This window comes from Streptomyces sp. NPDC020379 (assembly GCF_044387105.1).
Taxonomy (GTDB): domain Bacteria; phylum Actinomycetota; class Actinomycetes; order Streptomycetales; family Streptomycetaceae; genus Streptomyces.
Map to the genome: position 1 here is coordinate 24,718 of NZ_JBIRVR010000039.1, position 11,313 is coordinate 36,030.

An 11,313-nucleotide genomic window follows, 5' to 3' on the forward strand; every position below is an offset into this window, starting at 1 on the left:
GTGGGGCGAGCGGGAGCGAAGACCGCGTCACGACATCCGGCCGTAGGCGCGCAGGGTCAGCAGCGCGGAGATGGTCACCATCGGCCGGGACTCCAGCCTCGTGCCCGGCGCCCACTCCCGCCACCGGATCGGCCAGCCGCCGTCCTCCTCCTGGGCAGTGGAGAGGAAGTCCAGCGACCGGTCCAGTTCGCTGTCGGAGAACCAGCGGCGGGCCAGGGACCCCGGAGTCCGGGCGAAGTCGTACGCGAAGTGGTGCTCGCCCGGGGCGTAGCCGTCGGGGACAGCGGTTTCCGCCGCCCGCTCGGGGTCGAGGAGCGCGAGCCCCTGTTCCCGGACCACCAGGCCCAGCCGCTCCGCCGCCGCCTCGGCGCGCGGACGGTCGGGGGCACCGTCCAGGAAGGCCACGGCCGCTTCGACCTCGTACGGGTGGGTCTTCGCGCCGGCGCACAGGGACTCGACGGAGGCCCAGCAGAAGTCGGTGGCCCGGAACAGCCACGCGTGCCACACCTCGTTGCGGTGCAGCAGCCCCACCACGGGGCCGGTCGCGAGGAGATCGCTCGGAGGGTCGTCGACCACCGGGATCCACGGCGCCGTGGGATAGCCGCGCAGTGAGGGGTGCAGGGCGGGCAGGGCGCCGTCCGGGGTGGAGACGGCCGTCAGATAGCGGCAGACGCGCTCGACGCGCCGGTCGCCGCAGCGGCCGATCTCGTCGAGCACATGGAGCGCGTGCGCGGTGTGCAGCGGCTGGCTCACCGGCCCGCGCAGGTCGGGCTCCAGGGCGTAGCTGTACCCCCCGTCGTCCCCCACGTAGGCGGTGAGGGCGGCCTCGACGGCGTCGGGCCCGCCGTCGAGGAAGTGGAACGCGAATCTTCGCTGCTCGAGGACGCGGGCGGTCAGCCAGATGAACTGCTCGGCACGGGCTACGGGGGATGCTCCGGATCGGGCCATGGTCCGACCGTAGGGGGGGAATGCGCCGCCGGTCAGCGGCTCGTGCCCGGCTGCACTCTCAGGGGCGGGATACTGGTCGCATGCGGTTGACGGTCTTCTGGCAGCGGATGGCGGATTATTTCGGCGCGGCGTACGCCGACTCCTTCGCGCGCGATCATGTGATGTCCGAACTCGGCGGGAGGACCGTGCACGAGGCGCTGGACGCCGGCTGGAACGCCAAGGACGTCTGGCGCGGGGTGTGCAGAGCACTGGAGATCCCCGACGACCGGCGCTGACCACGCGGGGCGATTCGCCCTATAGGCCACACTTGCCCCGTGGCAGCAGATGACATCGCTCCGGAAGCGGATCCGCACCCCAGGCCCGACGCCGACGCCCGCATGCCGCGCTGGCTGCCCCGGGCGATGGTGGTGGCGCTCGCCCTCATCGCCTGCTTCCAGCTGGCGAGCTGGGCCTTCCACCAGCTCGTCGGCCTGCTGATCAACATCCTGATCGCGTTCTTCCTCGCCCTGGCGGTCGAGCCGGCCGTGGCGCGGCTGTCCGCGCGCGGCATGCGGCGCGGGCTCGCGACCGGCCTGGTCCTCCTGGGGATCGCCGTCGCCGTCGCGGGCTTCTTCGCCCTGCTCGGCTCGATGCTCGCCGACCAGATCACGACGATGGTGGAGAACTTCCCCGCGTACGTGGACTCCGTGATCGGCTGGGTCAACCGGACGTTCCGCACCGACTTCTCCCGGGTGGAGATCCAGCGGTCCGTGCTGCACTCGGACTGGCTCCAGAAGTACGTGAAGAACAGCGCGGGCGGCGTGCTGGACATCTCCGCCACCGTCCTCGGCGGGCTGTTCCAGCTGCTGACCGTGGTGCTGTTCTCGTTCTACTTCGCGGCCGACGGTCCCCGGCTGCGCCGCGCCCTGTGCTCCGTCCTGCCGCCGAACCGGCAGGCGGAAGTGCTGCGCGCCTGGGAGCTCGCGGTGGCGAAGACCGGCGGGTATCTCTACTCGCGCGCCCTGATGGCGCTGGTCTCCGGCATCGCGCACTACGTGCTGCTGGAGATCCTGGGCGTGCCCTACGCCCCGGCACTCGCGATCTGGGTCGGCTTCGTCTCCCAGTTCATCCCCACCATCGGCACCTATCTGGCGGGCGCCCTGCCGATGCTGATCGCCTTTACCGTGGACCCCTGGTACGCGGTCTGGGTGCTCGGCTTCGTCGTGGTCTACCAGCAGTTCGAGAACTATGTGCTCCAGCCCCGAATCACCGCCAGGACCGTGGACATCCACCCGGCCGTCGCCTTCGGGTCGGTGATCGCGGGCACCGCGCTGCTCGGCGCGGTGGGCGCGCTGATCGCCATCCCGGCGACCGCGACGCTCCAGGCTTTCCTGGGGACCTACGTGAAGCGGTACGACGTCACCGACGACCCGCGGGTGCACGGCCGGCGCGCGGACGACGGGCCGCGCACCTCGGCCCTGGCCCGGCTGCTGCGGGCGCTGCGCGAGCGGTGACAGGGGCGGCGTGGTGCGCTTGACACCGAAATCGAACATCCATTCTTATGGATGTTCCGGGCCTTCTGGGAGACGAGTTATCCACAGGCCAGGGGGGACGCCCGGGCCCATTGTCAGTGGCAGGCGTTAGCGTCGTTGACGTGAAGCGATCGACTCAAGCAAACCGGGTGGAACCCATGGCAGGCACCGACCGCGAGAAGGCGCTGGACGCCGCGCTCGCACAGATTGAACGGCAATTCGGCAAGGGCGCCGTGATGCGCCTCGGCGACCGGCCGAACGAGCCCATCGAGGTCATCCCCACCGGGTCGACCGCGCTCGACGTCGCCCTCGGCGTCGGCGGGCTGCCCCGCGGCCGTGTCGTGGAGGTGTACGGACCGGAGTCCTCCGGTAAGACCACCCTCACCCTGCACGCCGTGGCCAACGCCCAGAAGGCCGGCGGCACCGTCGCCTTCGTCGACGCGGAGCACGCGCTCGACCCGGAGTACGCCAGGGCGCTGGGCGTCGACACCGACAACCTCATCCTCTCCCAGCCGGACACCGGCGAGCAGGCGCTGGAGATCGTGGACATGCTGGTCCGCTCCGGCGCCCTCGACCTGATCGTCATCGACTCCGTCGCCGCGCTCGTGCCGCGCGCGGAGATCGAGGGCGAGATGGGCGACTCCCACGTCGGCCTCCAGGCGCGCCTGATGAGCCAGGCGCTCCGCAAGATCACCAGCGCGCTCAACCAGTCGAAGACCACCGCGATCTTCATCAACCAGCTCCGCGAGAAGATCGGCGTCATGTTCGGCTCGCCGGAGACGACGACCGGTGGCCGGGCCCTGAAGTTCTACGCCTCGGTGCGCCTGGACATCCGCCGCATCGAGACCCTCAAGGACGGCACCGAGGCCGTCGGCAACCGCACCCGTGTCAAGGTCGTCAAGAACAAGGTCTCGCCGCCCTTCAAGCAGGCCGAGTTCGACATCCTCTACGGCCAGGGCATCAGCCGCGAGGGCGGCCTGATCGACATGGGCGTGGAGCACGGCTTCGTCCGCAAGGCCGGCGCCTGGTACACGTACGAGGGCGACCAGCTGGGCCAGGGCAAGGAGAACGCCCGCAACTTCCTCAAGGACAACCCCGACCTCGCCAACGAGATCGAGAAGAAGATCAAGGAGAAGCTGGGCGTCGGCCCCAAGCCCGAGGCCCCGGCGGGCGAGCCCGGCGCGGACGCGGCGGGCACGGCCGAGCCGGCCAAGTCGGTCCCGGCCCCGGCGAAGTCCACGGGCAAGGCGGCCAAGGCCACGTCCGCCAAGAGCTGATCCCGTGACACGGCGATCGGAGTACCCGAGGCCGGAGGCCGAAGACCTGCCGGAGACGGGTACGGACGACCGGACCGGTGGCGGTGCCCCCTCCTCGTCGAGGGCCGGGGACGGGACACCACCACGGCCGGAGGAGCAGGCGCGGGCGATCTGTCTGCGCCTGCTCACCGGATCCCCGCGCACCCGTAAGCAGCTCGCGGACGCGCTCGCCAAGCGGGGGATCCCGGCCGAGGTGGCGGAAGAGGTGCTGGCCCGCTTCGAGGACGTGGGCCTGATCGACGACGCGGCGTTCGCCGGCGCGTGGGTGGAGTCCCGGCACCACGGCCGGGGGCTCGCCCGCCGGGCCCTGGCGCGTGAGCTGCGCACCAAGGGGGTGGATTCCGCGGTGATCGACGAAGCGGTCGGGCAGCTCGACTCCGAGCAGGAGGAGCGCACGGCGCGTGAGCTCGTCGAGCGCAAGCTGCGGGCCACGCGCGGCCTGGACCGGGAGAAGCGGCTGCGCCGCCTCGCCGGGATGCTGGCCCGCAAGGGGTACGCGGAGGGCCTGGCCCTGCGCGTGGTGCGCCGGGCCCTGGAGGAGGAAGGCGAGGAAGCGGAGCTGCTGGAGCACTATCTGCCGGACGCCTGAGCCCGGTGGAGCCCGGGCGGCACGGAAGTGCCCTGTTCCGACCGCCTCCGGCCCGGCTCCGGCGGTTGGGCCTCGTGCCGTGCGTGGGTCGCACAAGGCGTCCGGTGGCGACCGTCCGAGGCCCGGCTCCGGCTCGGCCTCGCGCCGCGAGTGGTGCACGAAGCATCCCGGCTCCGGCTGCCCCCGCCCCGGCCCCGGCCTGATCTCGTGCCATGGGGCGAACGTGGCCCCCGGTTCCGACCGCGGACCTCATCCACCCCCGCCGGCGTGCATGAAGCGCCCGGGCCCGGCCTCCCCGCCCGCCTCGCTCCGTCAGTGACGCACCGGGAGCCCCGCTGCCCGCCATGCCTGGAAGCCTCCGGCCAGGTCCGTGGCGTGGTGAAGGCCCAGCAGGCGCAGGGACGCCGCGGCGAGACTGGAGGCATAGCCCTCGTCGCAGAACACGACCACGCGGAGATCGTGCCCTGTGACCTCCGCCGCCCGGTGTTCGCTCAACGGGTCGAGCCGCCACTCCAGTTCATTGCGCTCCACGACCAGCGCCCCGGGGACGAGCCCGTCACGCTCCCGCAGTGCCGCGTAGCGGATGTCGACCAGCAGCCCGCCATCGGCCTGGACCGCGGCCGCCTCCACGGGGCCGAGCCGGTCCAGGCCCGCACGGGCGGTGGCCAGCAACTCCTCGACCCTCATGCCCACTCCTTCGGCCACTCGACCTGCTCCAGCCGCAGCACCCGCCCGGTGCGGCTGTAGCGCCGCATCATCGGCAGCGGCGGGTGGTAGGCGTGCACGGAGACCGCGTGCCCGGTCCGCGAGGCGTTGAACACCTGGTGCACATGGTGCGGGCCGAAGGCCCGGCCCTGCCCCTCGGAGAGCTGCCGTTCGCGGTCGACGCCGTCGGCCAGTTCCAGCACCTTCCAGCCCTCCGTGGGCAGTTGGGCGGTGAGCGACTGCTCGGTCAGCCCGCCGGCGGCCGTCGCGAAGGCGCCGTGCGAACCGCCGTGGTCGTGCCAGCCGGTGCCGGCCCCCGGCGGCCAGCCGATCAGCCATGCCTCGCTGCCGCCAGGCCCCGGCAGCCGCATCCAGGTGCGGCCCTCGGGGTCGAGCGGGAGCGAGGCGACCAGCGCGGTGTCGGCGGCCGTCGTGCGGGCGAAGTCGAAGAGTTCGGCCGCGGAGGGCGCCGCGGACGTGGCCGCGGGGGCAACGACGGCTGAGGTGTGCCGGGCCGACGGCACGGGTACGGGCAGCGGAAGAAACACAGAAGACCGTCCTGAGTGATCGCGAAGGAGCGCGCGGCAGCACTCGGTGTGGCCACGCGAAGAGGAAGCGGATCAGCAGGACGGACGACAGACACAGCCCGCGTAGCGGACGAGGTCGAGATGGACCCTCCGCCAGAAACGCGCGCCACTGTCAGTCACGTTCCGTAGTCAACCACGGCCGCAGGAGCGGGTCAACGGTTGGCCGTGGCCTCACTGGGCGTTCCATCGGGCTCACCGGCGAGCCCGGCGCCTTCCCCGGAGCCGGCTCCTTCCGGCCCCTCGCTCCCCGGGGCCTGTCCGCGCGGTGCCGGCGACCCGCCCCGTACGGCGTCCGCGCAGGCGTACAGCTCGGCGGGCCGCACCCCCGCCATCGCCGAGACCAGGTGCCCGTCCGGACGCACCATCAGCACGGTGTGCGCGGCCGCTCCCGGATACGCCTCGGCCACCAGCAGTTCGGCCGGCATGGGCAGCGCGCCGATCGCCGCCGCCAGCCCCGGCATGAGTCCGGCACCGAGCCAGTGCCGCCGCTCCCACACGCCCGTGCCGGGCGCGACGAGGACCACCAGCAGATCGCCGCCCAGCCGGTCCCGGAGCCCGACGACCGAACCGTCCGGCGCGGTGACCGGAACATCCTCGACCGGATCGCCGGGAGCGGTGGCCACCGTGACAGAGCTCGCGGGCGGGCCGGCCGGTGCCAGGGGCGTGCGGTCGTAGACCGGGGGCGCGGCGAGCGCGCCACGCCCGAGATGACCGTCGGTGAGCAGCTCGTCGCCGCCGCGCACGGCGCCCGGCATCAGCGCGCGCCGAGCGGTGTGCCACCCCCCCGCGCTCCGCACCGCAGTCAGGCCCCGGTCGGCGGCGCGCAGCCGGGCCACGATCGCCCCGCGGCGTTCGGTCTGATAGCTGTCGAGCAAAGCCTCCGAGGCGCCTTGGTGCCAGGCGAGGGCGAGCTTCCAGGCGAGGTTCTCGGCGTCCCGCAGCCCCTCGTCGAGTCCCTGCGTGCCGAGCGCCCCGAGCAGATGGGCCGCGTCGCCGGCGAGGAAGGCCCGCCCCGTGCGCATGCGGCGTGTGAGCCGGTGGTGCACCGCGTGCACGCCGGTGTCCAGGAGCTCGTACGGGGGCACCTCGCCGCACCACGTGGACAGCGAGTCGCGGATCAGCGTGAGCAGGGTGTCGGGCGTGACCAGGTCGCCGCCCGGCGGCAGCAGCCAGTCGAGCCGCCAGACGCCGTCCGGCAGCGGACGGGCCGTCACTTCACCGCCGCGCGGCGGTGACCGGTGCAGCACCGCCTCTCCGGGCCAGGGCAGTTCGGCGCGGAGAGCGGCGACCGCGTGCCGCTCGACGGCCGTACGCCCCGGGAAGCGGGCGCCCAGCAATTTGCGTACGGTCGAACGGGCGCCGTCGCAGCCGACGAGATAACTCCCGCGCCAGTAACCGCCGTTGCCGCCCCGGGTGTGCGCCGTGATTCCGGCGGAGTCCTGCCGCAGGGTGTCCAGGTGGCCGCCGCGGACGATCCGTACGCCGCTCTCGCGGGCGAGCGCCGCCCGCAGCTCCCGTGTCAGCGCGTGCTGAGGCACGTGCAACGGAGACGACTCAAGGGCCTCCTCCACGGCCGTCACGCCCCCTTCCGCGGCCTCCTCGGCGCCGTCGGGCTCCGGGGCCCGGCGCGGCCCTGCGAGGGGCACTTGGGCGACCACGGCGCGACGGCGCAGGGTTCGCCAGCCGGTCCACCGGGTGCCGTCCTCCAGGGAGCACCCCAGGCGCTCCAGCGTCTCGGCGGTGTCCGGGCGCAGTACGGCCGTGCGGGCGGGGCGCCGCTCCTCCTCGCCTCCGCCGTCGGCGGGGGTCTCGTCGAGGACGACGACACGGACCTCGCGCCGGGCGAGGGTGAGCGCGAGCGTGAGGCCGACCGGTCCCGCCCCGACGACGATCACCGGGTCCACGGCACCGCTCCCTGCGTCCCGAGACCGCCCGCGGCCGCGCCGGGGGCTCCTCGGTGCGTCACGGCCGTGCGCACCGCTCGGTGCGCACGGAGGCCGGCGGGGGGAACACGGTGCTCGATCACAGAACGTATGCAACCCATTGCGGGTGCTTGCGTCAAGTGATCAGCGCTCCTGTCGCGGCGCGCCGGTGCGGGCGCGCCCCGTCGCCGACCGCGGCCGACGGGGCGTCACCCGCGCCGTCATGGACCGGCCTTGGGCCCTTCCGCGCCGGGCACGCCGGTGGCGCCCGTCGTGCCGAGGCCGGGACCGGCCAGGACGGCGGCGCCGGGCGCGGCCATCGGAGGCGGGGTGCCCTTGCGTGAGCGCTTTGTGCGCCGTTCGACCCACGTCGCGACGGACGACAGCGCCAGACACAGCAGGATGTAGATCGAACCGAAGACGATCACCATCGGGATGAAGGCGTAGACGCCGTTCACGGGCGGCCGCTGCTCCGCGAACCGCTTGCCGACGAACAGCAGCTCCTCGTAGAGGATGATGTAGCCGAGCGAGGTGTCCTTGAGGGTCACCACGAGCTGGCTGATGATCGACGGCAGCATGGTGCGGACCGCCTGCGGGATGAGCACGTTCGTCATCACCTGCGTCTTGCGCAGGCCCAGCGCGTACGCCGCCTCGCCCTGCCCCTTGGGCAGCGCGTTGATCCCGGAGCGGAAGATCTCCGACTGCACCGAACCGTTGTAGAGCGTCAGCCCTACGACCAGCGCCCACATCGGGTCCGAGGTGAAGACGGCCGCCCACAGCAGGAAGATCATGATGAGCAGCGGCATGGCGCGGAACGCCTCGACGGCCACGACGCCCGCCCAGCGCACCGCCTTGTGTTCGGACAGCCGGGCGGCCGTCAGCACCACGCCGAGGACGACCGACAGGGCCGCGGCGATCGCGAAGGTCTCGACGGTCGTCCGCAGGCCGTCGAGGATCTGCCGCTGGGTGCTGGTGTATTCGTAGATGCTCCACAGGTCGCCCTGGAACTGCCCGCTGTCGTCCAGCCGGTAGACGACGAAGGCGATCAGCGCGAGGACGGCGATGGTGGAGAGGACGCCGTAGATCCGGTTGCGGGCCCGCGCCTTGGGGCCGGGGACGTCGAAGAGGACACTCGCGCTCATCGGGACACCGCCAGCCGGTTCTCCAGCAGCCGGCACAGGCCGCTGATGGCGAAGGTGATGATGACGTAACAGATGGCGATCCAGAGGAAGATGACGAAGATGTTGTAGCCCGAGTCCGCGTTGAGGGTCTTCTGCACGGAGCCCAGCTCGGTCACGTTGAAGCTCGACGCGATCGCGGTGTTCTTGGCGAGCGCGATCATCAGGCTGCCGAGCGGCGGGACGGCCGTCCGGGTGGCCTGCGGCAGCACGATCTGGCCGAGGGTCTGGGTGAAGGTCATCCCGATGGACCGGGCGGCCTCCGCCTGGCCCACCGGTACGGCGTTGATGCCCGACCTGACGGCCTCGCAGACGAAGGCGGAGGTATAGCCGCCCAGGGCCATGACGGCGAGCCAGAAGGAGTCCCACCCCTTGAGGCCCAGCGCGGGGAGGCCCAGGGTGACGGCGAGGAAGAGCAGCACCAGGGGAGTGTTGAGCAGCAGGGTCACCCAGGTGCTGCCGAATATGCGCAGGGCGGGGACGGGCGAGACGCGGAACGCCGCGATCAGCACGCCCACCACCAGGGCGAGCAGCGCGCTGAGCACGGTCAGCTCCACGGTGCCGACGAAGCCTTCGCGGAACATCGCGAAGTTGTCCGACAGAACGTTCACGTCAACTCTCCGATCCGCCGCCGGTCAGTAGCGGTCGACCGCGGGCGGGGCCGAGGCCGGGATCCCGGAGAGGCCGAGCGTGGCGTCGTACGCCTTCTTCCAGTCGCCGTTCTTCTCATGGGCCTCGATGGCGTCGTCGACGGCGTCACGCAGCGCCTTGTCGTCCTTCTTCAGACCCACGCCGTACGGCTCTTTGGAGAACGGATTGCCGACGACCTTCAGCGCGCCCTTGTTCTCCGCCGCGTAGCCCTTGAGGATGGCGTCGTCCGTGGTGACGGCGTCCACCGAGCCGCCCACGAGCTGCTGCACGCACAGCTGGTAGCCCTGCTGCGACATGGCCTCGGCCACGCCGTACTTGGCCTCCTTGATGCGCTTGAGCGGTGTGGAGCCAGCGGCGGAGCAGACCTTCTTGCCCTTGAGGTCGTCCGGCCCCTTGATGCCGCTGTCGGCCTTCACCAGCAGGTCCTGGCCGGCGACGTAGTACGGGCCGCCGAAGCCGACCTGCTTCTTGCGCTCGTCGTTGATCGTGTAGGTGCCGACGTACAGATCGACGCCGCCCGTGGCGATCTGTGTCTCACGGGCCTCGGTGGGGATGGTCTTGAAGGAGATGTGGTCCTCGTCGAAGCCGAGGTCCGCCGCGATCATCCGGGCTATCTCCACGTCGAAACCGGATCGCTTCTTGGTGCTGGGGTTCTCGAAACCGAGACCGGGCTGGTCGGCCTTGGTGCCGATGGTGATCTTCTTGCCCTTGATCTTCTCGAAGACGGGCGAACCCTTCACGTCCGCGGCGGTGTTCACCTTGTAGGCCGGGGCGGCCGGCGTGACCTGCCCGTTGCCCTTGTCGTTCTTGTCGTCCGGGCTGCCGGACTTGCCGCAGGCGGACGCGGCGAGCGCCAGCACCACGGTGGCCGCTGCGGCGGTTTTGCGGAGCTTCATCGTGAACGTCCTTTGCGTCTGCGGGCGTTGTCGTAAGGGAATGCGGCGCCGACGTGGTCACCGCGGGAGAGGGCCGCAGCGGCCGATGCGAGGGGGCGTGCGGTGAGTGGACGTCAGGCGCACGGGGCGGGCGCGGGTCAGTGGTGGAGGATCTTCGAAAGGAAGTCCTTCGCCCGGTCGCTCCGCGGATTGCTGAAGAACTGGTCCGGCCGGGCCTCCTCGACGATCCGTCCGTCCGCCATGAAGACCACGCGGTTGGCCGCCGACCGGGCGAAGCCCATCTCGTGGGTGACGACGATCATGGTCATGCCGTCCCGCGCGAGCTGCTGCATGACCTCCAGCACCTCGTTGATCATCTCCGGGTCGAGCGCCGACGTCGGCTCGTCGAAGAGCATCAGCTTCGGCTCCATGGCGAGCGCGCGGGCGATCGCCACGCGCTGCTGCTGGCCGCCGGAGAGCTGCGCGGGGTACTTGTCGGCCTGGGCGCCCACGCCCACGCGGTCGAGCAGGCCGCGCGCCTTCTTCTCGGCCGTCTTCCGGTCCGTCCGGCGGACCTTGACCTGGCCCAGCGTCACGTTCTCCAGCACCGTCTTGTGGGCGAAGAGGTTGAAGGACTGGAAGACCATGCCGACGTCGGCGCGCAGCCGCGCCAGCTCCTTGCCCTCCTGGGGCAGCGGCCGGCCGTCGATGGTGATCGAGCCGGAGTCGGTCGTCTCCAGCCGGTTGATCGTGCGGCACAGGGTGGACTTCCCGGACCCCGACGGCCCGATGACCACGACGACTTCACCGCGCGCGACGGACAGATCGATGTCCTGGAGGACATGCAGGGCGCCGAAGTGCTTGTTGACGCTGTTCAGGACGACCAGTGCGTCCGGGGGAGCCGCGGCGGCCGCCGCGGCATCGGTCACCGATACTTCGCTCATTACGGGACCATCCTTTCTGCAGCCCTCACGAGTAGGGTTGTGACCTCTCGGTCCCGGTGGGTGCACGGCCATGTTCGCGAGCCGCTC

The 11,313-nt window shown here is 71.6% G+C and carries 13 protein-coding genes; 4 read left to right on the plus strand and 9 right to left on the minus strand.

The annotated features are described in order from the left end of the window. Positions 1-27 precede the first annotated feature (27 nt). Entirely contained in the window at positions 28-948 is a 921-nt protein-coding gene (locus ACH427_RS31480) for a hypothetical protein (RefSeq protein WP_398875096.1), read from the minus strand. 80 nt (positions 949-1,028) lie between these two features. Between ACH427_RS31480 and ACH427_RS31485 the strand changes: the two genes are divergently transcribed. The 4 genes from ACH427_RS31485 to recX all read left to right on the plus strand — a co-directional run bounded on the left by ACH427_RS31485 (position 1,029) and on the right by recX (position 4,364). Beyond that, positions 1,029-1,223, plus strand: coding sequence for a DUF3046 domain-containing protein (locus ACH427_RS31485; protein ID WP_095578978.1), 195 nt, complete (start codon positions 1,029-1,031; stop codon positions 1,221-1,223). Positions 1,224-1,325: 102 nt separating this feature from the next. Continuing rightward, positions 1,326-2,441 (plus strand): AI-2E family transporter, encoded by a 1,116-nt coding sequence (locus ACH427_RS31490; protein ID WP_398875116.1) that lies wholly within the window; start codon positions 1,326-1,328, stop codon positions 2,439-2,441. 176 nt (positions 2,442-2,617) lie between these two features. Beyond that, complete coding sequence (gene recA, locus ACH427_RS31495) at positions 2,618-3,736, plus strand: recombinase RecA (RefSeq protein WP_398875098.1); 1,119 nt, start codon at positions 2,618-2,620, stop codon at positions 3,734-3,736. Positions 3,737-3,740: 4 nt separating this feature from the next. Next, the gene (gene recX, locus ACH427_RS31500; protein WP_398875100.1) at positions 3,741-4,364 is read left to right on the plus strand and encodes a recombination regulator RecX; all 624 of its coding nucleotides are present in this window, start codon (positions 3,741-3,743) and stop codon (positions 4,362-4,364) included. Between the two features lie 312 nt (positions 4,365-4,676). Here recX and ACH427_RS31505 read toward each other — a convergent pair whose 3' ends face one another. The 8 genes from ACH427_RS31505 to ACH427_RS31540 form a co-directional block, all read right to left on the minus strand. Beyond that, positions 4,677-5,051: a rhodanese-like domain-containing protein gene (locus ACH427_RS31505; protein WP_398875102.1), complete on the minus strand. Its 375-nt coding sequence runs from the start codon at positions 5,049-5,051 to the stop codon at positions 4,677-4,679. Next, positions 5,048-5,593: a cysteine dioxygenase gene (locus ACH427_RS31510; protein ID WP_398875118.1), complete on the minus strand. Its 546-nt coding sequence runs from the start codon at positions 5,591-5,593 to the stop codon at positions 5,048-5,050. The genes ACH427_RS31505 and ACH427_RS31510 overlap by 4 nt, the downstream gene beginning before the upstream one ends. 96 nt (positions 5,594-5,689) lie before the next feature. Further along, a complete protein-coding gene (locus ACH427_RS31515) occupies positions 5,690-5,776 on the minus strand; it encodes a putative leader peptide (protein WP_361520831.1) in 87 nt (28 codons plus the stop codon). Between the two features lie 32 nt (positions 5,777-5,808). Then, positions 5,809-7,560: an FAD-dependent monooxygenase gene (locus tag ACH427_RS31520; protein ID WP_398875104.1), complete on the minus strand. Its 1,752-nt coding sequence runs from the start codon at positions 7,558-7,560 to the stop codon at positions 5,809-5,811. A gap of 239 nt (positions 7,561-7,799) precedes the next feature. Then, on the minus strand, positions 7,800-8,720 hold the full coding sequence (locus ACH427_RS31525) for an amino acid ABC transporter permease (RefSeq protein WP_398875106.1): 921 nt from the start codon (positions 8,718-8,720) through the stop codon (positions 7,800-7,802). Continuing rightward, positions 8,717-9,367 (minus strand): amino acid ABC transporter permease, encoded by a 651-nt coding sequence (locus tag ACH427_RS31530; protein ID WP_398875108.1) that lies wholly within the window; start codon positions 9,365-9,367, stop codon positions 8,717-8,719. The genes ACH427_RS31525 and ACH427_RS31530 overlap by 4 nt, the downstream gene beginning before the upstream one ends. 24 nt (positions 9,368-9,391) lie before the next feature. Beyond that, entirely contained in the window at positions 9,392-10,303 is a 912-nt protein-coding gene (locus ACH427_RS31535) for a glutamate ABC transporter substrate-binding protein (RefSeq protein ID WP_398875110.1), read from the minus strand. 137 nt (positions 10,304-10,440) lie between these two features. Then, positions 10,441-11,226 (minus strand): amino acid ABC transporter ATP-binding protein, encoded by a 786-nt coding sequence (locus ACH427_RS31540; RefSeq protein WP_398875112.1) that lies wholly within the window; start codon positions 11,224-11,226, stop codon positions 10,441-10,443. Positions 11,227-11,313: the final 87 nt, after the last annotated feature.

Coding starts and splice junctions, on each gene's coding strand:
- ACH427_RS31490 (WP_398875116.1), top strand. CDS start 1,326: ATGCCGCGCTGGCTGCCCCGGGCGATGGTGGTGGCGCTCGCCCTCATC.
- ACH427_RS31525 (WP_398875106.1), bottom strand. CDS start 8,720: ATGAGCGCGAGTGTCCTCTTCGACGTCCCCGGCCCCAAGGCGCGGGCC.
- ACH427_RS31485 (WP_095578978.1), top strand. CDS start 1,029: ATGCGGTTGACGGTCTTCTGGCAGCGGATGGCGGATTATTTCGGCGCG.
- ACH427_RS31535 (WP_398875110.1), bottom strand. CDS start 10,303: ATGAAGCTCCGCAAAACCGCCGCAGCGGCCACCGTGGTGCTGGCGCTC.
- ACH427_RS31540 (WP_398875112.1), bottom strand. CDS start 11,226: ATGAGCGAAGTATCGGTGACCGATGCCGCGGCGGCCGCCGCGGCTCCC.
- ACH427_RS31480 (WP_398875096.1), bottom strand. CDS start 948: ATGGCCCGATCCGGAGCATCCCCCGTAGCCCGTGCCGAGCAGTTCATC.
- ACH427_RS31505 (WP_398875102.1), bottom strand. CDS start 5,051: ATGAGGGTCGAGGAGTTGCTGGCCACCGCCCGTGCGGGCCTGGACCGG.
- recA (WP_398875098.1), top strand. CDS start 2,618: ATGGCAGGCACCGACCGCGAGAAGGCGCTGGACGCCGCGCTCGCACAG.